General features: G+C 66.0%; 18 protein-coding genes and 1 tRNA gene. 12 read left to right on the forward strand and 7 right to left on the reverse strand.

Going from position 1 to position 21,681, the window contains the following annotated elements:
- Nucleotides 1-10 precede the first annotated feature (10 nt).
- Entirely contained in the window at nucleotides 11-2,011 is a 2,001-nt protein-coding gene (thrS, locus tag CHX26_RS02645; RefSeq protein ID WP_104941034.1) for a threonine--tRNA ligase, read from the reverse strand.
- Between the two features lie 341 nt (nucleotides 2,012-2,352).
- Here thrS and CHX26_RS02650 point away from each other — a divergent pair, with 341 nt between their 5' ends.
- From CHX26_RS02650 to CHX26_RS02660, 3 genes are read left to right on the forward strand one after another with little or no spacing between them, the layout of a single operon-like run.
- A complete protein-coding gene (locus CHX26_RS02650; protein WP_146107629.1) occupies nucleotides 2,353-2,775 on the forward strand; it encodes a hypothetical protein in 423 nt (140 codons plus the stop codon).
- Nucleotides 2,772-2,975, forward strand: a complete 204-nt coding sequence (locus tag CHX26_RS02655; RefSeq protein ID WP_104941036.1) for a helix-turn-helix transcriptional regulator — start codon at nucleotides 2,772-2,774, stop codon at nucleotides 2,973-2,975. The genes CHX26_RS02650 and CHX26_RS02655 overlap by 4 nt, the downstream gene beginning before the upstream one ends.
- Nucleotides 2,972-3,844, forward strand: a complete 873-nt coding sequence (locus CHX26_RS02660; RefSeq protein ID WP_104941037.1) for an alpha/beta fold hydrolase — start codon at nucleotides 2,972-2,974, stop codon at nucleotides 3,842-3,844. The genes CHX26_RS02655 and CHX26_RS02660 overlap by 4 nt, the downstream gene beginning before the upstream one ends.
- Here the strand turns inward: CHX26_RS02660 and CHX26_RS02665 are convergent.
- Nucleotides 3,841-5,505, reverse strand: a complete 1,665-nt coding sequence (locus CHX26_RS02665; protein WP_104941038.1) for an alkaline phosphatase D family protein — start codon at nucleotides 5,503-5,505, stop codon at nucleotides 3,841-3,843. The genes CHX26_RS02660 and CHX26_RS02665 overlap by 4 nt on opposite strands.
- Nucleotides 5,506-5,586: 81 nt before the next feature.
- On the opposite strand from CHX26_RS02665, the gene CHX26_RS02670 reads away from it, so the two are divergent.
- The 5 genes from CHX26_RS02670 (at nucleotide 5,587) to CHX26_RS02690 (ending at nucleotide 14,360) form a co-directional block, all read left to right on the forward strand.
- Complete coding sequence (locus tag CHX26_RS02670; protein WP_172449658.1) at nucleotides 5,587-6,321, forward strand: alpha/beta hydrolase; 735 nt, start codon at nucleotides 5,587-5,589, stop codon at nucleotides 6,319-6,321.
- 8 nt (nucleotides 6,322-6,329) lie between these two features.
- Nucleotides 6,330-7,193: a tetratricopeptide repeat protein gene (locus CHX26_RS02675; RefSeq protein ID WP_233997246.1), complete on the forward strand. Its 864-nt coding sequence runs from the start codon at nucleotides 6,330-6,332 to the stop codon at nucleotides 7,191-7,193.
- Nucleotides 7,190-8,185: an LLM class flavin-dependent oxidoreductase gene (locus CHX26_RS02680; RefSeq protein ID WP_104941040.1), complete on the forward strand. Its 996-nt coding sequence runs from the start codon at nucleotides 7,190-7,192 to the stop codon at nucleotides 8,183-8,185. The genes CHX26_RS02675 and CHX26_RS02680 overlap by 4 nt, the downstream gene beginning before the upstream one ends.
- A 125-nt stretch (nucleotides 8,186-8,310) precedes the next feature.
- The gene (locus CHX26_RS02685; RefSeq protein ID WP_104941041.1) at nucleotides 8,311-13,029 is read left to right on the forward strand and encodes an NAD-glutamate dehydrogenase; all 4,719 of its coding nucleotides are present in this window, start codon (nucleotides 8,311-8,313) and stop codon (nucleotides 13,027-13,029) included.
- Between the two features lie 86 nt (nucleotides 13,030-13,115).
- Nucleotides 13,116-14,360: an NAD(P)/FAD-dependent oxidoreductase gene (locus CHX26_RS02690; protein ID WP_104943210.1), complete on the forward strand. Its 1,245-nt coding sequence runs from the start codon at nucleotides 13,116-13,118 to the stop codon at nucleotides 14,358-14,360.
- Here CHX26_RS02690 and queG read toward each other — a convergent pair.
- Nucleotides 14,344-15,399, reverse strand: coding sequence for a tRNA epoxyqueuosine(34) reductase QueG (gene queG / locus CHX26_RS02695; protein ID WP_104941042.1), 1,056 nt, complete (start codon nucleotides 15,397-15,399; stop codon nucleotides 14,344-14,346). The two genes, CHX26_RS02690 and queG, sit on opposite strands and share 17 nt — an antisense overlap.
- Nucleotides 15,400-15,445: 46 nt before the next feature.
- Between queG and CHX26_RS02700 the strand changes: the two genes are divergently transcribed.
- The 4 genes from CHX26_RS02700 to msrB all read left to right on the forward strand — a co-directional run bounded on the left by CHX26_RS02700 (nucleotide 15,446) and on the right by msrB (nucleotide 19,739).
- Nucleotides 15,446-16,474: an ABC transporter ATP-binding protein gene (locus CHX26_RS02700; protein ID WP_104941043.1), complete on the forward strand. Its 1,029-nt coding sequence runs from the start codon at nucleotides 15,446-15,448 to the stop codon at nucleotides 16,472-16,474.
- On the forward strand, nucleotides 16,471-17,724 hold the full coding sequence (locus tag CHX26_RS02705; protein WP_104941044.1) for an ABC transporter permease: 1,254 nt from the start codon (nucleotides 16,471-16,473) through the stop codon (nucleotides 17,722-17,724). Before CHX26_RS02700 ends, CHX26_RS02705 begins: the two co-directional genes overlap by 4 nt.
- Nucleotides 17,725-17,827: 103 nt before the next feature.
- Nucleotides 17,828-19,180, forward strand: a complete 1,353-nt coding sequence (locus CHX26_RS02710; RefSeq protein ID WP_104941045.1) for a cytochrome P450 — start codon at nucleotides 17,828-17,830, stop codon at nucleotides 19,178-19,180.
- Between the two features lie 70 nt (nucleotides 19,181-19,250).
- Nucleotides 19,251-19,739 (forward strand): peptide-methionine (R)-S-oxide reductase MsrB, encoded by a 489-nt coding sequence (gene msrB, locus CHX26_RS02715; protein ID WP_104941046.1) that lies wholly within the window; start codon nucleotides 19,251-19,253, stop codon nucleotides 19,737-19,739.
- On the opposite strand, the gene CHX26_RS02720 is transcribed toward msrB, so the two are convergent.
- The 4 genes from CHX26_RS02720 to CHX26_RS02735 form a co-directional block, all read right to left on the reverse strand.
- Nucleotides 19,736-20,383, reverse strand: coding sequence for a PilZ domain-containing protein (locus CHX26_RS02720; RefSeq protein ID WP_104941047.1), 648 nt, complete (start codon nucleotides 20,381-20,383; stop codon nucleotides 19,736-19,738). The genes msrB and CHX26_RS02720 overlap by 4 nt on opposite strands.
- A 151-nt stretch (nucleotides 20,384-20,534) precedes the next feature.
- Nucleotides 20,535-20,619, reverse strand: a tRNA-Leu gene (locus CHX26_RS02725).
- A gap of 199 nt (nucleotides 20,620-20,818) precedes the next feature.
- A complete protein-coding gene (locus CHX26_RS02730; RefSeq protein ID WP_104943211.1) occupies nucleotides 20,819-21,097 on the reverse strand; it encodes an integration host factor subunit beta in 279 nt (92 codons plus the stop codon).
- 210 nt (nucleotides 21,098-21,307) lie between these two features.
- The gene (locus CHX26_RS02735; protein ID WP_172449659.1) at nucleotides 21,308-21,652 is read right to left on the reverse strand and encodes a GntR family transcriptional regulator; all 345 of its coding nucleotides are present in this window, start codon (nucleotides 21,650-21,652) and stop codon (nucleotides 21,308-21,310) included.
- Between the last annotated feature and the right edge of the window lie 29 nt (nucleotides 21,653-21,681).

The raw sequence follows: 21,681 nt of genomic DNA on the forward strand, positions 1-21,681 counted from the left end.
TCAGCGCGCGTCAGTGGGCGGCAATATCGGGAGGCAGCACGTCTTCCGAAAGCCGGGCGATGACGTTCTGGTAATCGAGCACTTCCTGATCCTTGCCGCCTAGCGTGCGCAGTGCGACGGTGCTGGTTTCCGCCTCGCGCTTGCCGACCACCAGCAGGTAGGGGACCTTGGCGAGGCTATGTTCGCGGACCTTGTAGTTGATCTTCTCGTTGCGGGTATCGGGCTCGGCGCGCACGCCGACTTCGCGCAGCCGCTTGACCAGTTCGTGAGCGTAATCATCCGCATCCGAGGTGATGGTCGCCACCACCGCCTGCACCGGAGCAAGCCATGCCGGAAGCTTGCCGGCGAAATGCTCGATCAGGATCCCGATGAAGCGTTCATAGCTGCCGAAGATCGCGCGGTGGAGCATCACCGGGCGGTGCTTCTCGCCATCCTCGCCGATGTAATGCGCATCGAGCCGCTCGGGCAGCACGCGGTCGGACTGGATCGTACCGACCTGCCAGGTGCGCCCGATCGCGTCGGTGAGGTGCCATTCGAGCTTGGGGGCATAGAACGCGCCCTCGCCCGGCAGCTCCTCCCATTCGAGACCATTGGCGGTCAGCGCGTCGCGCAGTTCCTGCTCGGCCTTGTCCCAATCGGCATCGCTCCCGAACCGCTTTTCCGGGCGCAGGGCGAGCTTGATGTCATAGGTGAAGCCGAAGTCGCGATAGACGCTATCGGCCAGGGCGATGAAGGCCTGCACTTCGGACACCACCTGCCCCTCGGTGCAGAAGATATGCGCGTCGTCCTGCGTGAACTGGCGCACGCGCATCAGCCCGTGGAGCGCGCCGTGGGGTTCGTTGCGGTGGCAGCAGCCCATTTCGCCGAGGCGGATGGGGAGGTCGCGGTAGGAGGTGATCCCCTGCTTGAACACCATAACGTGCGCCGGGCAGTTCATTGGCTTGATCGCCATCCACGCCGCATCGTCCGCCACCTTGGGGGAGGCGACGCCGCTCTCTTCATCGACATCGGGGACGATGTCGGGCACGGCGAACATGTTCTGCGCATATTTGCCCCAGTGACCCGACTGCGTCCACTGGCGCACGTCCATCAGCTGCGGGGTCTTGATCTCGCGATAGCCCGCGCCGTCCATCTTGCGGCGCATGTAGCTCTCCAGCTCGCGCCAGATGCGGTAGCCCTTGGGGTGCCAGAACACGCTCCCGTGGGCTTCCTCCTGCAAGTGGAACAGATCCATCTCGCGCCCCAGCTTGCGGTGGTCGCGCTTGGCCGCTTCCTCGAGGCGGGTCAGATGTGCCTGAAGCTGCTTCTTGTTGAGCCAGCCGGTGCCGTAGATGCGGGTGAGCTGCGCATTGTTCTGGTCGCCGCGCCAATAGGCTCCGGCGGTCCGCATCAGCTTGAAGGCATCGGGATCGAGCTTGCCGGTGGAAGGCAGGTGCGGCCCGCGGCACATGTCGAGCCAGTCGTTGCCGCTCCAGTAGACCGTCAGTTCCTCGCCCTCGGGCAGTTCCTTGGCCCATTCGGCCTTGAACACCTCGCCTTCGGCCTCCCACTTGGCGACCAGCGCCTCGCGGCTCCACACTTCGCGGCGCAGCGGCTTGTCGGCGCGGATGATCTCGCGCATCTTTTCCTCGATCGCGGGGAGATCGTCCATGCCGAAAGGTTCGCGGCTGTCGGGCGCCTTCACGTCATAATAGAAGCCGTCGTCGGTTGCCGGGCCGAAGGTGATCTGCGTGCCAGGGTAGAGCGACTGCACTGCCTCGGCCAGCACGTGGGCGTAATCATGCCGGGCGAGTTCGAGCGCATCGGCCTCGTCGCGGCTCGTCACCAGCGCGAGTTCGGCGTCGCCCTCGAACGGGCGACCAAGATCGCGCAGTTCCCCGTTCACCCGCGCCGCAAGCGCCGCCTTGGCAAGGCCGGGGCCAATCGCGGCGGCGATGTCCGCGGGGGTCGAACCGGCAGGCACTTCGCGCACCGAGCCATCGGGCAGGCTGATCTTGAGCAGTTCGGTCATCGTTCAAATCCGTCTCGTTTGGCGCGCCTTAGGACAAAGGCCCCCCTAAGCAAACAAGAGGCGCACCGGAAGAGCGGTGTTGCGTCAAAAACCGGTTCGGGAAGGACACCGCGCCGCCCCGATCCGGGCGGCGGGCTGTCGGGCCTAAGCCGCGTGCCGCCGCCCCCGGATAGTCCGGGTGGTGGTCGTGGTGGTGCGGGTGGTGGCGAGCAGCTTGGCCATGCGAGGGGACATAGACGCTCGGGGGTTAAAAGTCACCTGCTGACGAATGGAAAGCATCCTTGACATATCGCGCGACTCGAATGTAAAGCACCCTTGCCATTATGCAAAAGGAACTTTCCATGACCCCCAACCCCTCCCGTGCGGCCATGAAGCGCTATGTCTGGCGGCTGATGGCGGTGATGACGGTCTATGCCGGTGCGCTTGTCGGCGGGCAGTTCGCCATGCAGGCCGGACTGCTCGGCCCGCAGGCGGCGGTCGCCATCGCGCTGGTGTGCGGCCTGTGCATTGCGCTCACCTTCGTCATCATGGGTCGATTGATGATCGAGACTGAGGACGAATTCATGCGCCTGCTGTTCGTTCGCCAGACTCTCATCGCATCGGGCTTCGCGCTCAGTCTAGCCGCCATTCACGGCTTTCTGAGCGATTTCGAGATCATTGCCCAGATCGACGCCTATTGGTGGCCGGTCCTGTTCTTTGCCGGACAGTTTATCGGCCAGGTCGCAAACCGCATGAAATATGGCACCTGGGGCACAATGAAATGAACAACCGCCTCAAGGTGCTCCGCGCCGAGCGCAGTTGGAGCCAGCAGGATCTCGCCGACCGGCTCGGCGTCAGTCGCCAGAGCGTCAATGCCATCGAGACCGGTCGCTACGACCCTTCCCTCCCGCTCGCCTTCACCATCGCCGATGTGTTCGGCCTGCCGATCGAAGCCATCTTCCTGAGAGACGGAGACCCGCAATGACCCGCGCCTTGCTTGCCGCGCTTGCTGCCCTGCTGCTTGCGCCCGCTACCGCCATGGCTGAAGATGCGCCGTGTCCCCCCTTCGAGGTGACCGGCTCCGGCCCTGATCTGCTGCTGGTTCCCGGCCTCGGTTCGTCTCCGGCGGTGTGGGACGGGGTGAAGGACAGCCTTGCCAAGGATTTCCGCCTGCACCTTGTCCATGTCGCAGGCTTTGCCGGGCGTCCGGCCGAGGGCGATCCGGCGACATTGGTCAACCGCACCAAGGCCGAGATCATCCGTCACCTCGATTGCCAGAAGGTCGAACGCGCCGCATGGGCCGGACATTCGATGGGCGGGTTTCTGGGGCTGATGACGGCCGCCGATCATCCTGACCGGATCGCGCAGGTGGTGGTGGTGGATTCGCTGCCGTTCTTCCCGCTGGTGTTCGATCCCGCCGCCACGGTCGATGCCGTGCGGGCGCAGGCTGACGGGATGCGCGCGCAGATCGCGGCGCAGGACGATGCCGGTTTTGCCGCCGGTCAGCGCATGGGCGTGCGCTCGCTGGTGCGCAATCCCGCCTTCCATGAACAGGTGGTGGATTGGTCGATCACCAGTGATCGCGCCACCTTTGCCAGCGCAATCCATGCCTTGATGACGACCGACATGCGCCCGCGTCTCGGGGAAATTGCCGCGCCGGTCAGCGTGATCGCCGCCGCCAATCCCTTCGCCCCGCGCAGCCGGATCGAACCGCTCTACGCCGCCGCCTATGCCGGGTTGCCGCAGATGAGGCTGACGGTGATCGACGACAGTTTCCACTTCGTCATGATCGATCAGCCAGAGGCGTTCGAGGCGGCGCTGCGGGAGGGCTTGCGCGCAGAGCTGGCGGATTAGACCACCAGCTTGCCGCTGCCCTTTTCCGTCGTGATCCGTTTCGTCCCCGCCAGCTGCGCCGAGCGTTGCCTGATCCCGGCGGAGAAGCGGTATTCGGTGGTGGCGCGGGCCGGGGTCAATTCGACCAGCATATAGCCGCGCTGGGCCGTGTCGGCCCACTTGAGCTGCTCGTTCTCAGCCACCAGCGCCGCCGCCAGATCGCCGGGCTTGATGAAGCCGAGATAGGTCTCGAACCCGGGCGAGCTGACTGAACACACGCCCAGCTCCACACCCACCTTCGCGCCATCCTGCGCCAGTTCGAAGGCCCAGCCATTATGCGTGTCGCCTGCCAGCACCAGCAGGTTGGCATCGGCGTTGAGCGCCGCCTTGAACACCCGTTCGCGTGCGGCGGGATAGCCGTCCCAGGCGTCCATGTTCGATGGCAGGCCGACCTGGCTGGCGACAACCGCGGCTGTCAGCCGCTCGCGGATGAAATCGGGCAGCCCGGCGCCCAGTTGCTCGGCGAGGCTGGCCGGGGTTCTGAGATTGCCGATCAGCACCTGCTGCACCAGCACCTGCCACGCTGTCCCGCGCGCGGTCGAAGCCTTGAGGCTCTCGGCCAGCCAGCTTTCCTGCGCGGCGCCCAGCAGGTGCCGTTCGGGATCGGCCCATGCACCATCCTTGAAGCGAACGAGCGCCTCCATCGCGCCCTGCGGGTCTTTCTGCCCGGCCAGAACCTTGCCCAGATCGAGCTGCTGGTCGCGTCCCTCGAGCCTGGTGTCGAGCCGGAACAGGGTGGCGAGGTCACCGACCTGATAGGCGGCATAGGGCGCATCCGAGACCGGCAGCCACTCGCGATAGGCCTGCTTGGCGGCGGCCTTGCGCGCCTCCCAGCTGCCTTCGCTGTCCGGCTGGTGGTTCTGCGCGCCGTCCTTCCAGCTGTCATTCGCGCTTTCATGATCGTCCCACACCGCGATCATGGGCAGCACCTGATGGAGGCGCTGCAAATCGGGATCGGTGCGGTAGGTGGCATAGCGCAGGCGGTAATCGGTCAGCGCGATAATCTCGGTTGTCGGCGCAAGCACACGCTCGGCCACGCCCTGCCCCGGATTGGGGTAATTATCCTCGCCATATTCGTAGATGTAGTCGCCCAGATGCACGGCGAGGTCGGCGTCATTGGCAAGCGCCGCGTGGCCATAGGCATTGAACCATCCGAACCCGAAGTTCGAACAGGAGAACACCGCCAGCCGGAACTTGGCCGAAGGGCCCTGGGGCAAGGTGCGGGTGCGTCCGACGGGCGAGATCGTGCCATCGGGTGCGATGAACCGGTAGAAATACCAGCGATCAGGCGCGAGGCCGGTGGCGATCCCCTTGGCACACCAGTCGCGGCTGGGCGAGGCGTTGACGCTTCCTTCCGCGACCGGACGGGCGAAATCCTCGCTCTCGCTCACCTGCCATGTCAGCGCGCTTTCGGCCTCGGCGACAAAGCGCGTCCACAGCAGCACCGACGTGGCCGAAGGCTCTCCGCTGGCGACATTATGGGTGAAGCCGCTGCCGAAGGAGCGCGCGGCGGCTGGCGCAGAGGCCAGCGCAGCGGAGGCGCCGGCAAGCGAGAACAACCCGCGGCGGGTGAGCGCGGAGGCGGAGGGGGCCGGTTGGGCGGCGGTGTCGGTCTTCAGCATGGCGGTGCGCGTAACCCTCTCCCGTTGCGCTGGCGTTACAATGCTTGCACAGCGGCCTGCGCGCAAGGCATGAAGGCGCGCATGACAGGGATCATGCATCACACACTCTACGACGGTCGCCGCATCGCTTTCCGCTACACCCACGGGATTGGCCCGTGCCTGGTATTCCTCCCCGGCTACATGTCCGACATGAGCGGCGGGAAGGCGACCGCGCTGTTTGCGGAGGCGCAGCAGAACGGCCGCGCCTGCCTGTTGCTCGACTATTCGGGCTGCGGGCAATCGGACGGCGATTTCGCCGAGGGGATGCTCAGCCGGTGGCGGGACGAAGTGCTGGCGCTGGTCGCATCCTATGTCAGCGGGCCGGTGCTGCTGGCGGGTTCCTCGATGGGCGGGTGGCTCATGCTGCTGGTGGCCGAGCATCTGAAGCACCGTCTCGCCGGGCTGATCGGCATTGCCCCCGCGCCCGATTTCACCCGCTGGGGTTACAGCGAGGAACAACGCGCGGCGCTCGCGGCGGGCGAAACGATCTACGAGCCGAACCCTTATGGCCCCGATCCCACGCCCACCCATGCAAAGTTCTTCGCCGACGCCGAATGCCATCTCCGGCTGGAGCGGGGAATCGACCTCGCCTGTCCAGTGCGCCTGCTGCACGGCAAGCAGGATGCCGATGTGCCGTGGGAGATCAGCCTGAAGCTGAAGGCGGCGCTCGGGTCGGCTGATGTTCAGGTGACGCTGGTAGAAGACGGGGACCATCGCCTGTCGCGTGACAGCGACATCACTCTGCTCAAGGCCATCGTGGCCGAATTCTACGGATAGGCTGCCGTTTGTCTCTGCTCCTCGCGCTGCTCCTGCAAGTCGGCCCCAACCCGCTCGCCGGGGGGATGCCCGATGATGATCTGATGCGCGACCGCCCGGCGCGCGCACGGGGTGAACTCAACGCCACCACCGCCTGGTTCGACAGCTGTTTCGACCAGATTGCGCAAGACCCGGCACGGGCGCATACTATGGCCCAGATCCGCCGCAGCGAGACGAAGGGTGTTGACCGGGTGCTGGCCAACCACTGTCTCGGCACGGCAGCAAGCGCGCTGGGCTTGTGGGAGGATGCCCGCAGCGCCTTCATTGCTGCGCGTGAGGAAACCCCGGCGGGCGAGGCGCGCACCCGCGCACGCTATGCCGCGATGGCGGGCAATGCAGCGCTGGCGGGGGGTGATGCCGAAGGTGCGCTCGCATGGCTGACCCGCGCCGAGACCGATGCCCGCGCTGCCGATGCCGCAACGCTGGAAGCCATTGCCGCCACTGATCGTGCGCGCGCTCTGGTGGCATTGGGCCGGGGCGATGAGGCACTGGCCGCGCTGGAAGCGGCCACCACCCGCGCCCCCGAACGCGCTGAGGGTTGGCTGCTCACGGCTACCCTCCTGCGCCGCATGGAACGCCTTTCCGAGGCGCAGGCCGCGATCGAACGCGCGGTGCTGCTTACCCCCACAAACCCCGATATCGGGCTGGAGGCTGGGGTGATCGCAGTGCTGGACGGGCGTGAGGATGCGGCCCGGGAAAGCTGGCAATCGGTAATCGAGCTTGACCCGAAAGGCCCCGCTGCTGCCACCGCCAGAGACTATCTTGCGCAGCTTGCCTCGACACAGGACATTGCCCCCGTCGCACAGGCCGAGGAGGAGGGAGCCCAGCCATGACCCGTTTTTCCGTGCTCGATCTGGTGCCGGTGCGCGAAGGCGGCACCCTGCCCGAAGCCTTCGCTGCCGCCACGGATCTTGCCCGCGCCGCGGAAGCTTTCGGATGTGACCGCTTCTGGGTCGCCGAACATCACGCGATGGACGGGATTGCGGGCGGGGCGACATCGGTGGTGCTCGCGCATATCGGCAACGCCACCAGCCGCATCCGCATCGGATCGGGCGGGATCATGTTGCCCAACCATACCCCGTTCCAGATCGCCGAGCAGTTCGGCACGCTGGACGCGCTGTTCCCCGGCCGGATTGACCTGGGGCTGGGCCGCGCGCCGGGGGCTGGCCCGGAGCTGCAACGCGCGCTGAGAAAGAACCTGCATCAGGCCGCCGAATATTTCCCGCAGGACGTGGTCGAACTGCGCGCCCTGCTGACCGGCGATATCGACCTGCCGATCCGCGCGACGCCGGGGCTGGGCGCGAAGGTGGAGCTGTGGATGCTCGGATCGAGCCTGTTCGGCGCGAGCCTCGCCGCAAAGCTCGGCCTGCCCTATGCCTTTGCGGCCCATTTCGCGCCTGATCACCTCGATGCGGCGCTCAGCGTCTACCGGCGCGATTTCCAGCCGTCCGAGGCGCTGGAAAAGCCGCATGTGATGGTGGCGATGAACGTGTTTGCCGCCGACACCGAAGCCGAGGCCCGCCTGATCGCATCGAGCCAGCAGCAGAGCTTTGTGCGGCTGAGGAGCGGCAATCCCGGCAAGCTGCCACCGCCGGTCGAAGGCTACACCGACACGCTCCCCGCAAGCGCGCAGGCGATGCTCGCCCATCTCGGGCAGGCCGCAGCGGTCGGCACGCCGGCACAGGTGCGTGCTGGGATCGAGGCTTTTGTCCGGCGCACCGGCGCGGACGAGATCATGCTGTGCGGCGCCACCCATGATCCAGCGGCGCGCATCCGCTCGCTAGAGCTGACGATGGACGCCTGCCAGAGCGTCCCGGCGAGCTGAGCCATCATCCCGCTTGCGCAGGGCAGGGGTAAAGGCGTATCGCGTCAGAACACGATAACAACAATCCGGCACAACAATATTACAGACCATCGGAGCCGGTACAGCAGGATGAGCAGGAGCCGAAAATGGGGTCCAAGACCGTCGCCGACGCGAAGCCGAAAACCGTGCAACCCGCGCTGATCAAGGCGCTGCGGCTTCACCTCGAAGCCTCGTTGCTGCCGGGCGAAGTCCCGCTCGAGAAGGCGGCGCTCGATGATGCCGCGGCCTGGTTGCTTGCTGCTGCCGAAACCCGAGCGCCGGGTGAACCGCTGGTGAAGCTCGAATCCGCGAATGGCGACAGGCGGCGCCTGAGGATCGCTGTCGTCAATGACGACCGGCCCTTTCTGGTCGATTCGGTAGCGGCGACGATTGCCGCGCGGGGGCTTGGCATCGACCTGCTGCTGCACCCGGTGATCACGGTCGCGCGTGATGCGGCCGGCAGGATTACGGGCTTGGGCAAGCCCGGTGCCAAAGAGGCTGGGGCGGGGCAGCGCGAATCGCTGATCTACGTCGAAACGCCGCGCGCCGATGCCCGCCAGCGGCGCGAGTTGATCGAGGCCTTGCGCGTCACCCTTGGCGATGTTCACGCAGCGGTCGGTGACTGGCCAGCGATGCAGGCGGCGATGGCCGAGGATGCGGCCCGGATCGCGGGCGAGGACGCTGAGGCGGCAACCTTGCTCGGCTGGCTCGGCGGTGGGATGCTGACTCAGATCGGCCACCTTGTGCGCAACCGCGATGGCAGCGCCGGGACGCGGCTCGGCATCTGCCGCGCGTCGAGCCCGGAACTGCTGGCCGAGGCGTCCTATGACAGGGCGTTCGAATGGTTTGATCGCAATGCCGCCGCCGGCACCCCGCGCGCGCTGCTGGCGATCAAGTCCAACATCGGATCGCGGGTGCATCGTGCCAGCCCGCTCGATCTGTTCATCGTGCCGGTGCGGGAAGGCGGCACGATCACGGCGCTGTCGATCCATGCCGGGCTGTGGACCAGCGCCGCGCTCAATGCTCGCCCTGGCGAAGTGCCAGTGCTGCGGGCTATGGTCGAACAGATGACTGCGCAGCTCGGCTTTGACCGGGCGGGCCACAACGGCAAGGCACTGGTCCATGCCTTCGCCTCGCTGCCGAATGACCTGCTCACCGCCTTCCCGCCCGCCCGGGTGAGCGAGCTGGTGACGGCCAAGATGGCGCTGATCGACCGTCCGCGCCCGCGGCTGGTGATGGTGCGTTCGACGCTGGAGCGGCACGTTTTCGCCTTCGTGTGGCTGCCGCGCGATCAGCTTTCGACGGATGTGCGCCTGCAGATTCAGGCCATGCTGCTGCAGGCGCCGGGCGCCGCGCTGCTTGATTGGAGCCTTGAGGTCGAAAGCTCCTCGCTGGCTTTGCTGCGCTTCTTGATCGACGTGCGCGCCTGTGCCGAACTGCCCGATGATGCCGCGATCGAGGCGCAGCTGGTCGATCTGCTGCGCGGCTGGAACGAGGCGGTTGCAGGCCAGCTTGCCGAAAGCGAGGATACAGGCCGCGCTGCCGCGCTGGCCGCGCGCTATGCCCCTGCCTTCCCGACCGGTTACCGCCTCGCCTATGGCGCGCCCGAAGCTGCCCGCGACATCGCCAAGCTGCGCACGCTCGCGCTGGCAGAGGGCGAGATTACCCGTGCGGTGCGCCTTTACCGGCTGGAGAGTGACGGGCCTGATACGCTGCGCCTGAAGGTCTATTGCCTCAAGGCCAAGCTGGCTCTGTCCGATGCGGTTCCGGCGCTGGAGAATTTCGGCTTCCGGGTCGCTGCCGAAGTGCCGACATTCCTGACCGATACCAGCCTAGGCTCGATCCATGATTTCATCCTTACCGTTCCTGCCGGGATGGAGGCGGGCGCGCTGCTGGAACGGGCGGCGCTGATCGAAGGTGCGCTGGCCGATGTGCTGAATGGCGCGGCCGAGGATGATCCCTTTAACCGCCTGATCCCCGCCGCAGGGCTGGAACCGCAGGCGGCGAACTGGCTGCGCGCGATCTATCGCTATCTGCGCCAGACCGGGCTGGCCTACACGATCTACACGGTGGTCGACGCGCTGGTGGCCGCGCCGCAGGTGACGCGGGCGATGATCGCCCTGTTCGCAGCGCGTCACGATCCTGCCTTCGCGGGCGACCGCGCCGAGGCTGCCGCCGCTGCCCAAGGGGCCTTCACCCGCGGGCTGGCGAAAGTCACCGCGATCAATGATGACCGCCTCTTGCGGCTTTACCGTGCGGTGCTGGATGCGGTGCTGCGCACCAATGCCTATGCCCCTGCTGCCGCCGAGGCACTGGCGTTCAAGATCGATTCGAGCCTCGTGCCGAACTTGCCCAAGCCGGTGCCGTGGCGCGAGATCTTCGTCTACAGCGCCCGTGTCGAGGGCATTCACCTGCGTTCGGGCGCAGTGGCGCGCGGTGGCCTCAGATGGTCAGATCGGCGTGACGATTTCCGCACCGAGATTCTCGGCCTGATGAAGGCGCAGCGGGTCAAGAACGCGGTGATCGTGCCGAGCGGGGCCAAGGGCGGGTTTTATCCCAAGCAGCTCCCCAGCCCCGCGCTCGACCGCGAAGGCTGGGCCGCCGAGGGCCGCGCGTCCTATGAAATCTTTATCCGCACGCTGCTGTCGGTGACCGACAACATCGTGGGTGGCAAGGTGATCCACCCCGAAGCGGTACAGGTGCTGGACGGGGAAGACCCCTATTTCGTGGTCGCTGCCGACAAAGGCACGGCAACCTTCTCGGACATTGCCAACGGCATCGCGCAGGCCTGCGATTTCTGGCTCGATGATGCCTTCGCCAGTGGTGGCTCGAATGGCTATGACCACAAGGCAATGGGCATTACCGCGCGCGGGGCATGGGTCAGCGTGCAGCGCCACTTCCGCGAGATGGGGATCGACGTGCAGTCGGATTCCATCACCGTCGCGGGCTGCGGCGACATGTCGGGCGACGTGTTCGGCAACGGGATGCTGCTGTCCAAGGCGATTAAGCTCGTCGCCGCCTTCGATCACCGCCATATCTTCATCGACCCCTCGCCCGATCCGGCGACCAGCTGGGCCGAACGCAAGCGGATGTTCGAACTCCCGCGTTCCAGCTGGGAGGACTATGACGCTTCGCTGATCTCCAAGGGCGGGGGCGTGTTCCCGCGCTCGGCCAAGGTGATCAAGCTGTCGAAGCAGGCGCGCGAGGCGCTTGGCATTGACGTCAAGGAGATCGAGCCCGAAGCGCTGATCACCGCGATCCTCAAGGCCCCCGTTGACCTGATGTGGTTCGGCGGGATCGGGACTTACGTGAAGGCCCCGCAGGAAAATCACATTCAGGTCGGCGATCCGGCCAATGACGGCTTGCGGGTGGATGCGACCGAAGTGCGCGCCAGGGTGATCGGCGAGGGCGCGAACCTTGCTGTCACGCAGGCCGGGCGCATCGCGTTCTCGCTCAATGGGGGGCGCATCAACACCGACTTCATCGACAATTCCGCCGGGGTCGATTGTTCCGACAACGAGGTGAACATCAAGATCGCGCTGGCCACCGCCACGGCGTCGGGCAAGCTTTCCGCCAAGAAGCGCAACACGCTGCTTGCCGCGATGACCGACGAGGTCGCCGCGCTGGTGCTGGAGGACAACCGCTTGCAGGCGCTGGCGCTGTCGGTCGCTGAAAGCGGCGGGCCGGGCGCGACGCCGGCCTATGTCCGTCTGATCGAGCGGCTGGAGGAAGTCAGCGATTTCGACCGGCGCACCGAAGGTCTGGCCGATGGCGAGGCGTTGTCGCGCCGCGCGGCGGACGGGCAGGGGCTGACCCGCCCCGAACTCGCCGTGCTGCTGTCCTCGGCCAAGCTGGCGCTGCAGGATGCCATCGAGGCGAGCGACCTGCCCGATGATCCGGTGCTTGAAGGGATGCTGCTGGCACGCTTCCCCGCGCCGATGCGCAAGACCTATGCGGAGGAAATCCGGTCACACCGCCTGCGGCGCGAGATGATCGCGACGAGCCTGTCCAACCGCATCGTCAACCGGCTGGGCATGGTGCATCCGTTTGAACTGGCAGAGGAAGAAGGCGTCGGGCTCGCGGAAGTTGCGGGCGCCTTTGTGGTGGCTGAACGGTTGTTCGGACTCGAACCGCTGTGGCGCGAACTTGATACGGCGGAGCTTCCCGAAGCCGCGCGGCTTGCTCTGTTTGATCGGCTGGCGGCGGCGGCAGGCAACCTCATGTCCGACGTGCTGCGCACCGCTTCGGGCAAGGTCGATACCGGCGTGATGATCGGCGAGCTTGCCGATGGCGTCGCCGCGCTGGTGGCGGGCCGCGAGGAGCTGCTTACCGATGAGCCGCGCGCGCTGTCCAAGGCCTTGCAGGCCGGCTTCGTGGATGCCGGTGCGCCGTCGGCCCTGGCTGCCAGGGTCGCCAACATGTTCGACTTCGATGGTGCGGTGGGCCTGGCGCAGGCCGCGCTTGCCACCGGGATCGACGCCAAGCGCCTGACTCATGCCTTCACCGATGTCGGCACCCTGCTGGGGCTTGACTGGGCGCAGGGGACGGCGGCGCACATGAGCCCGTCTGACGTGTGGGAGCGTCTGCTGGTGTCCGGCCTCGCGCGGGATTTCCAGCAGATGCGGATCGAATTCCTGCGGCGGCTGATGCGGCGCAAGGGCGGCAAGGAGGATCCGCGCGGAGTGGTCAGCGAATGGGCGGCGCGCAACGAGGGTGCGGTCAAGCAGTTCCGCAGCATGATCGCCCGCGCGCAGGCCCGCCCTCCCGTCGGCGCGGCGATGCTTGCCCAGATTGCCGGTCAGGCTCGGAACCTGCTGGAACGATAAGGTGGGTATCCAAACCACCAGCTTGACCCTTTGGCTGTTTGCGCCACATCAAGGGCCGCAGGCAGCCGGAGGGGCATAGCGACGACATGACATCCACAGCTCACCACGCGGACGTGGTCATCGTCGGGACAGGCCATGGCGGAGCGCAGGCGGCCATTGCGCTGCGCCAGCAGGGGCATGAGGCCTCGATCCTGATGATCGGGCGCGACAACGCACCGCCTTATGAACGTCCGCCGCTCTCGAAAGAGTATCTCGCCGGAGACAAGGGCTTCGAGCGAATCATGATTCGCCCGGAAAAATTCTGGGCCGAAAAGGACGTCGCCCTGCATCTTGGTGCGGCGGTGACGGCGATTGATCCGCAGGCCCATCGCCTGACCCTGTCGGATGGCGGCACGGTGACCTATCGCAAGCTGATCTGGTCGGGCGGTGGCGATCCGCGCCGCCTGCCGGTGCCGGGCGCGGTCCTCCCCGGCGTCTTCTATGTTCGAGACAAGTCCGATGCCGACGCGATGATGAAGGCGCTGGCGGATGGCGCGAAGCGGGCGGTGGTGATCGGGGGCGGCTATATCGGGCTGGAGGCGGCCGCTGTGCTGCGCAAGCTCGGCTGCGAGGTGGTGCTGGTCGAAATGCTCCCCCGCCTGCTGGCGCGGGTGGCGGGTGAAGAACTCTCGACCTTCTATGCCGAGGAACACCGCAGACAAGGGGTCGACGTGCGGCTGGAAACCGGGGTCGACGCCGTATTGGGCGAGGAAGCGGGCCGGGTGACGGGCGTGAAGCTCGACACGGGCGAGGAGGTGCCATGCGACATGGTGGTGGTCGGCATCGGCATCGTCCCTGCCGTCGCGCCGCTGATTGCGGCTGGGGCGGCGGGCTCCAACGGTGTGGATGTCGATTTCTGCTGCCGCACCACGCTTGATGATGTCTACGCCATCGGCGACTGCGCCGCCCACGCCAATCCCTTTGCCGACAATGCCGTGATCCGGCTCGAATCGGTCCAGAACGCGCATGACATGGCGAACACCGTGGCGAAGGCAATCATGGGCGAGAAGGAGCCCTATCACGCGCTGCCGTGGTTCTGGTCGAACCAGTATGATCTCAAGCTCCAGACCGCGGGGCTGAGCCTCGGCTTCGACCAGACCGTGCTGCGCGGCGATCCGGCGACGCGCAAGTTTACCGTGGTCTACCTGAAAGGCGGCGTGCCGATTGCCTTCGACTGCGTCGGGACGATGAAGGACTACGTGCAGGCGCGAAAGCTGCTCGAAAGCGGAGTCGGCAAGATCGATTCCGCGCTGTTGGCCGATCCCGAGGTGGCGCTCAAGGATCTGATCTAAGCCGACCCAGCGCCCATGCCGCCGCTTCGGCCACCACCGGATCCGGATCGCCGGTCAGCGCCTCCACCTGCGGAACCAGCCCCGCATTGCCGCTATTGCCCGCCGCATAGAGGCAGTTTCTGACAAACCGATCCCGCCCGATGCGCTTGATCGGGGAACCGCTGAACAGCGCCCGAAACCCCGCATCGTCCAGTGCGAGCAGCTCCGCCAGACGCGGCGCGACCAGTTCGGCGCGGGGGAGGAATTCCTTGATCGCCTGCGCTTCAGAGGCGAACTTGTTCCACGGACACACGGCAAGACAATCGTCGCAGCCATAGATGCGGTTGCCCAGCGCCTCCCGGAATTCCTCAGGCACTGGCCCCTTGTGCTCGATGGTGAGGTAAGAAATGCAGCGCCGCGCATCAAGCCGGTAGGGCGCGGGGAAGGCGTCGGTCGGGCAGGCGTCCAGACAGGCGCGGCAACTCCCGCACTGGTCGCGGTGCGGCTCGGCCGGTGCCAGTTCCAGCGTCGTGTAGATCGCCCCGAGAAACAGCCAGCTGCCATGGGTGGGGCTGACGAGATTGGTGTGCTTGCCCTGCCAGCCGATCCCGGCGGCCTCGCCCAGCGGCTTTTCCATCACCGGCGCGGTGTCGACGAACACCTTCACCTCAGCCCCCGGCACCGTCTCCACCAGCCAGCGAGCGAGCGCCTTCAGACGCTTCTTCACGACATCGTGATAGTCTTTCCCCTGCGCGTAAACCGAGATGCGAGCGTGAGTGTCGGAGCCCTCCAGCGCCAAGGGATCATGCGCCGGAGCGTAGCTCATGCCCAATGCGATGACGCTGCGCGCCTCAGGCCACAGGCCTTGGGGCGAACGGCGGTGGTCGAGACGCGTCGCCATCCACTCCATGGTGGCGTGATGTCCCTCGCCCAGCCATTCTTCCAATCGGGCGGAGCGCAGCGGATCCTCGCCTGCGCGGGCAAACCCGCAGGCGGCAAAGCCCAGCGCCTGCGCCTGTTCGGCGATCCGCTCGGCAAGCGTTGCGGGTGCGTTAACCATGTCTGGAGAGGCTCCCGTTTAATCCTGATGGCTAACCGCCTATGCCATGGATATGGCGGTAAGCGATCACACAATGTCGGGCAATCGTGCGCCCAATCCCTTCAGCAAGGACGGCTCCATCGCCGTTCCCGCCGATGCGCGCCCTCTTGCCATCGAGGCACGCGGGCTGGTCAAGAGCTTTGACGGCACGCGCGCCGTCGACGGCGTGGACATTTCGGTGCCCGAAGGCGCGATCTACGGGATCCTCGGCCCCAATGGCGCGGGCAAGACCACGACCTTGCGGATGCTGCTCGGCATCATCGACCCGGACGAGGGCGTGCGCCGCGTGTTCGGGCATGACCGCCCGCACGATATCGGCCGGTTGATCGGCTATCTGCCCGAAGAGCGCGGGCTCTACCCGGCGATGAAGTGCATCGAGGCGATCGCCTTCATGGGGGCCTTGCGCGGATTGCCGCTGAAAGAGGGGCGCAAGCGCGCGGTCGAACTGCTCGAACGCCACGGGCTCGGCCATGCCGCCGACCGCCAGATCCGCCAGCTGTCCAAGGGCATGGCCCAGACCGTCCAGCTGCTCGGCACGCTGGTGCATCGCCCGCGGTTGGTGGTGCTGGACGAGCCGTTCTCGGGTCTCGACGCGATCAATCAAGGCAAGCTGGAACTGATGATCCGGGCGCTGGCCGACGACGGGGTGACGGTGATCTTCTCGACCCACGTCATTCACCATGCCGAACGCCTGTGCGAAGGCGTGGCGATCATCGCCGGGGGCAAGGTTCCTTACGCCGGGTCGGTCGAGGCGGCGCGTGACCGCATTCCCGCACAGGTCCGGCTGGAGACACGGGCGCGGGAAGGGGCGTGGCTGTCCTTCCTCCCGCCCGAGACTCGCCGCAATGGCGACTTTTTCCACTTTCCCCTGCCCGAAAGCGGGATCGAACCTCTCTTGAAGGGCCTGATCGAAGGCGAGGCGGGGATCCTGTCTCTCTCGATCGAGCGCGCCGGCCTCCACGATGCCTTCGTCGCCATCGCGGGCGAGGCTGCCGCGCGCGCACTTGAGGCCGATAACGAGGAGAGCCGCGCATGAGCGAACACCTGCGTTCGCGCCTTTCGGCATTCGAGGCCGCCTGGGTAATTGCCCGGCGCGATTTCGTCGCGGTGCTGTTCAGCCGCGCCTTTCTGTTCTTTCTGCTCGGCCCGCTGTTTCCGGTGATCGTCGGCGGCCTCGCCGGCAGCATTGGCGGCGAGGTGCAGCGCGACGCGGTGAGCATTGAAGTCGGCCTTGCGCTGTCGCCGCAGGACAACGCCGCGATGATCGCCGCGGGCGAACGGCTCGCACCGCAACTGGGCTATGCCTTGCCCAGATTGCGGGCCGTGCCCGAAGCGGAGGGCAATCCCGCATTCGACCCGCGCGCCTTCATGGAAGCACGGCGCGGAAATTACGCCGCGATCATGGCTGGGACGCTGACCGCTCCGGTGCTGGTCGGCACCGAAGGGCAGGTGGCCCGCTGGCAAGGTCCGATCGGGCTGATCGCTGGCAGCGCGACCAGCGCAGCGCCCGCTACCTTCCCGCCGGTCACCACCGAAGTGGTTGCCACCAGCGCCGCTTCCGAACGCTCGACCCGGATCCAGACTGCGCAGATCGCACAGATGCTGCTGTTCCTCTTGACGATGCTGCTGGCCGGCATGGTGCTGTCCAACCTCGTTGAGGAAAAGGGCAACAAGATCATCGAAATTCTCGCCGCCGCCATCCCGATGGACGCGGTGTTCATGGGCAAGCTGTTCGCGATGCTGGCGGTGTCCTTCGTCGGTATTGCAGTATGGGGGCTGGCTGCCTTCGGCCTGTGGACGGCGGGCGGTGATGCGATCACGCAGGTGACCGGCTTCGATCTTGCCAACCTGCCCGCTCCTGCCGTCGGCTGGCCGCTGTTCGTGGCGCTGGGGGTGATCTATTTCGCCATGGCCTACCTGCTGCTCGGCGCGCTGTTCCTGACGATTGGTTCGATGGCGACTTCGGTGCGCGAAGTGCAGACCCTGTCGATGCCGGTCACCATGCTGCAGCTGATGGTGTTCTTTCTGGCCGCCTACACGATCAAGCAGCCCGGATCGACGCTGGAACTGGCCGCGGTCGCCTTTCCGCTGTCATCGCCTTTCGCGATGCTGGCACGCGCTGCGATGGAGCCGGAGCTGTGGACCCATGCGGTGGCGCTGGCCTGGCAGGCAGTGGCGGTGCTCGCGCTGGTCAAGGGCGGGTCGCTGCTGTTCCGCAAGCGGGTCATGAAGTCGGGCGGCGCGGGGCGTGACAAGACCCGCAAGGGCGCACGCCTCACGGCCTGATCGGTTCCGATTCGCAACCAATATTGACATTGCTGTAAGTTACGTCAGACTTGCGACTCGTACAAAGCAGCCCGCGAGAGAGGCTGCCTGACGGGAGAGAACCATGGCCACCATCGCCCCGCCGACCCCGGTGCAACGCCCGCAAGTGCGCCGCGAGCCGACATCCTACGAAGCGCTCAAGGCGCATTTCGAAACCCACCCGGAAGAACGCCCGCGTCACACTCACCCGTGGGACGTCAGCCGTTCGGACATCTATTTCGAGGACAAGTGGCAGCCGGTCTTCGCCGAGATGCGCAAGGCAGGCCAGCTCCACTGGATCCCGGAAAGCCCCTTCGGCCCGTACTGGGCGGTGGTCGGCCACAAGGCGATCCAGCATATCGAGGCTTTGCCAGAAACCTTCTCGTCGAGCTGGGAACATGGCGGGATCACGATCTTGAACCGCCTCACCGAAGAGGAGGCTGCTGCGGCCGGGATCGACGCGCCGCGCGAACTGCCGATGTTCATCGCGATGGATCGCCCGCAGCACACCGGCCAGCGCCGCACCGTCGCGCCCAAGTTCACGCCCACCGCGATTGCCGACATGGAGGCGGAAATCCGCCAGCGCACCGGTGAGCTGCTCGATTCGCTCCCGCGCGGGGAAGTGTTCGACTGGGTCGATACCGTCTCGATCGAGCTGACCACGGGCATGCTCGCGATCCTGTTCGGCTTCCCCTGGGAAGACCGCCGCTTGCTGACCTTCTGGTCGGACTGGTCGGGCGATACCGAGCTTGCCACGGTGCGCGAGCTCGATGAGCTGCGCTGGAGCATCCTCCAGGAAATGGCGGCCTATTTCCAGTCGCTCTGGGTCGAGCGCACCATGGACAAGGAACCGGGCAACGACCTCATCTCGATGATGATTCACTCGCCCGCGATGAACCAGATGCGGCCCGAGGAATTCATGGGTAATCTGGTGCTGCTGATCGTCGGCGGAAACGACACCACCCGCAACACCATGAGCGGGATCATCCACGCGCTCGACAAGTTCCCCGACCAGCGCAAGCTCTACGAGGAAAACCCCGAACTGATCCCCAATGCGGTGCAGGAAATCCTGCGCATGCAGGTGCCGCTCGCGCATATGCGCCGCACCTGTACCGAGGATACCGAAGTGTTCGGGCAGACCATCAAGAAGGGCGACAAGGTGGTGCTGTGGTACATCAGCGCCAACCGTGACGAGGAAGTGTTCGACAACCCCGACAAGCTCGACATCACCCGCGAGAACGCCCGGCGGCACCTGGCCTTCGGCTATGGCATCCACCGCTGCGTCGGCGCGCGGCTGGCGGAACTGCAATTGCGCGTGCTGCTGGAAGAGATGCACAAGCGCCGGATGCGGGTGCATGTCGCGGGCGATGTCGAGCGGGTGCGGGCCAATTTCGTCCACGGCTTCCGCAAGCTTGAAGTCGAGGTGACGACCTTCTGAGCCTACAAGGGGTGAAACCCGGGCGGGGTCTCGCGCGTATTGTCATGGCATGACGACGGAGAAACGCCCGATGCCCCTGCCCCAGCTTGACCGCCGCCGCCTGATAGCGGCCTGTGCGGCGCTGCCCTTCGTTGCGGCCTGCGGTGAAACACCCGCCGAGGCCAAGTCATGGCCCAAGGGCAAGACCGAGGCCGAATGGCGCCGGATCCTCACCAAAGAGCAGTATTACATCCTGCGCGAAGCAGGAACGGAACGCGCCTTTACCCATCCGCTCAACACGGAAAAGCGCAAAGGCACCTTTGTGTGCGCGGGCTGCGGCAATGCGCTCTATGCCTCGGCGCACAAGTATGACAGCGGCACCGGCTGGCCGAGCTTCTGGCAGGCGATCGACAAGGGGGCGGTCGGCACCAGCACCGATTACAAGATCGGCTATCCGCGCACCGAGGTGCATTGCGCCGATTGCGGCGGGCATCTGGGGCATATTTTCGGAGACGGCCCCAAGCCCACCGGCAAGCGGCACTGCATCAACGGCCTGGCGCTGAAATTCGTGCCTGCCTAAGCCCCTTCGCTCAGCAGTGCAGGGGCCTGGAGCAGCGCGGCAAGGCGCGCGAATTCCCCCAGTGTGAAGGTGTCGTCGAACACGACGCCATATTGATCGTCGCGCCGCCAGCGCACCTTGGCGCGCACTTCGCGTGGCTTGCCGTTCAAGCCGGGAAGCGCGATGCGCACGGTCTGGTCAATCGCCAGCAGCGTATCGCAGGTAATCCGCGCGCCCTGCTGCGACAGGTTCTCCACCACTGCCTCGAAACCGCCGGCCAGCGTCGCGACCTGCACCGGAAAGCACAGTGCCAGCCGCAGTCCGCGCTTGGGGTAATCGCCGGATTCATTGACGAGTTTCGCAACCTCGACCGGCTGATCGAAGGTGAAACCCGCCTCGTTGTTGCGGTCCCACACGCGGGCGATCTCGTAGACTGCGCCCGCGGGCATGTGCAGCGCGAAATTCTTGCAGCCGGGCAGGGCGTGGAACAGCCGCACGCTGACCCCGGTTTCCGATACGTCGCGGATGACGCAGACGAATTCTCCCTGCGCCGAAACCAGCTTGGCCGCGCGGATCAGCAGGGTAAAGCGCGGCGCCGCGCGCAGTTCCTCGCCCGCGCCTTGTGCAAGCGGCTCAAGCTTTGCCGTGCTGGTCGCCTTGTCCATGCCGTGTTGTCCCAACCCGTCAGCCCCTGATCCTGGCACTGGCGGGACGCGCCACTTGAACGCTGTTATCCCATGATCGAACCCGTGGCCTAACCGGCAATGGGTTAAGGCAGAGATAACGGGGGCTTGGCGCTTTTTCGGATGAGATCAGTGGTGCGGGCGGCGGGACTCGAACCCGCACGATCAAGGATCAGGGGATTTTAAGTCCCCGGCGTCTACCATTCCGCCACGCCCGCATCCGGCGTTCGCCTTGGCACAGAACAGCGCCCGATGGCCAGAGCCAGGGTGCGCGAACGGGCGGGTTGCTGCCCGTCACGGTTGCAAGGTCAGATTGTATACGAGATGCGGCAAAGCGCATTCGCCCGCACGCCCGGTGCGGCAGGCGAGAGTGGCGGTGCGGCGGAGCAGCAGCAAGGCGCCCCGCCGCCCCAGCCCTTACTTGTTCAGACGTTCACGGATTTCCTTGCCGGCCTTGAAATAGGGGACGCGCTTTTCCGGCACGTCCACCGTTTCGCCGGTGCGCGGGTTGCGGCCGCTGCGGGCCTCGCGCTCACGGGTTGAAAACGCCCCGAAACCACGCAGTTCGACCCGGCCCCCCTCGGCCAGACGCTGTGCGATTTCATCGAAAAAAATGTCCACGACCTGCTCGACTTCATCAGCGCGCAGTTCGGGATTGTCCTTCTGCAGTTCCTGCAGCAATTCGGATCTGATCATGGCGATCTCCCGGCGCCCATGGCTGATCACGCCCCATGATACGCCGCCAATGCGGGTTGCCCCGTCGTTTCCTGTCTTCGCCTCCGACCCGTGAGGCGCCCCCATTAATCGCAGTAGAGGATTGTATGCAATCCCGAACGTGCGACAGCATGCACACTGTCATAACGCGAGAAATTGCGCAACCTTCACAAATGTCAGTTAAGCCACCTATCAGCGCGCGAGCGTCAGCTCCGCCGGATCAAGGCCGAGCCGCCGCATCCGCGCGCGGATTTCGGGCCATTCCTGCCGCAGAAAGGCTTCCCGCTCGGCAGCGCGCAGGCGCTCGGCGGCGCCGCGTACGACATACATGCCCACGCCGCGCTGCACTTCGACCAGACCATCGTTCTGGAACTGCTGATAGGCCTTCGCCACGGTGAGCGGGTTCGCCCCCTGCTCCGCCGCCAGCGCCCGCACCGAAGGCAGCATCGCCCCTTCCGGATAGACCCCGTCAATGATCGCGGCGGCGATCTGGTCGCGCAGCTTGAGATAGACGGGGCGGTTGGAGTTGGTGCTCATCAGGTGCATCAGTGCCATAATACAGCCAT

It is taken from the genome of Porphyrobacter sp. HT-58-2, from assembly GCF_002952215.1.
GTDB lineage: Bacteria > Pseudomonadota > Alphaproteobacteria > Sphingomonadales > Sphingomonadaceae > Erythrobacter.

Bases quoted from the DNA above. Each gene is read 5' to 3' on its own strand.
- thrS (WP_104941034.1), bottom strand. From the start codon at position 2,011: ATGACCGAACTGCTCAAGATCAGCCTGCCCGATGGCTCGGTGCGCGAA.
- CHX26_RS02650 (WP_146107629.1), top strand. From the start codon at position 2,353: ATGACCCCCAACCCCTCCCGTGCGGCCATGAAGCGCTATGTCTGGCGG.
- CHX26_RS02655 (WP_104941036.1), top strand. From the start codon at position 2,772: ATGAACAACCGCCTCAAGGTGCTCCGCGCCGAGCGCAGTTGGAGCCAG.
- CHX26_RS02660 (WP_104941037.1), top strand. From the start codon at position 2,972: ATGACCCGCGCCTTGCTTGCCGCGCTTGCTGCCCTGCTGCTTGCGCCC.
- CHX26_RS02665 (WP_104941038.1), bottom strand. From the start codon at position 5,505: ATGCTGAAGACCGACACCGCCGCCCAACCGGCCCCCTCCGCCTCCGCG.
- CHX26_RS02670 (WP_172449658.1), top strand. From the start codon at position 5,587: ATGACAGGGATCATGCATCACACACTCTACGACGGTCGCCGCATCGCT.
- CHX26_RS02680 (WP_104941040.1), top strand. From the start codon at position 7,190: ATGACCCGTTTTTCCGTGCTCGATCTGGTGCCGGTGCGCGAAGGCGGC.
- CHX26_RS02685 (WP_104941041.1), top strand. From the start codon at position 8,311: ATGGGGTCCAAGACCGTCGCCGACGCGAAGCCGAAAACCGTGCAACCC.
- CHX26_RS02690 (WP_104943210.1), top strand. From the start codon at position 13,116: ATGACATCCACAGCTCACCACGCGGACGTGGTCATCGTCGGGACAGGC.
- queG (WP_104941042.1), bottom strand. From the start codon at position 15,399: ATGGTTAACGCACCCGCAACGCTTGCCGAGCGGATCGCCGAACAGGCG.
- CHX26_RS02700 (WP_104941043.1), top strand. From the start codon at position 15,446: ATGGATATGGCGGTAAGCGATCACACAATGTCGGGCAATCGTGCGCCC.
- CHX26_RS02705 (WP_104941044.1), top strand. From the start codon at position 16,471: ATGAGCGAACACCTGCGTTCGCGCCTTTCGGCATTCGAGGCCGCCTGG.
- CHX26_RS02710 (WP_104941045.1), top strand. From the start codon at position 17,828: ATGGCCACCATCGCCCCGCCGACCCCGGTGCAACGCCCGCAAGTGCGC.
- msrB (WP_104941046.1), top strand. From the start codon at position 19,251: ATGCCCCTGCCCCAGCTTGACCGCCGCCGCCTGATAGCGGCCTGTGCG.
- CHX26_RS02720 (WP_104941047.1), bottom strand. From the start codon at position 20,383: ATGGACAAGGCGACCAGCACGGCAAAGCTTGAGCCGCTTGCACAAGGC.
- CHX26_RS02730 (WP_104943211.1), bottom strand. From the start codon at position 21,097: ATGATCAGATCCGAATTGCTGCAGGAACTGCAGAAGGACAATCCCGAA.
- CHX26_RS02735 (WP_172449659.1), bottom strand. From the start codon at position 21,652: ATGAGCACCAACTCCAACCGCCCCGTCTATCTCAAGCTGCGCGACCAG.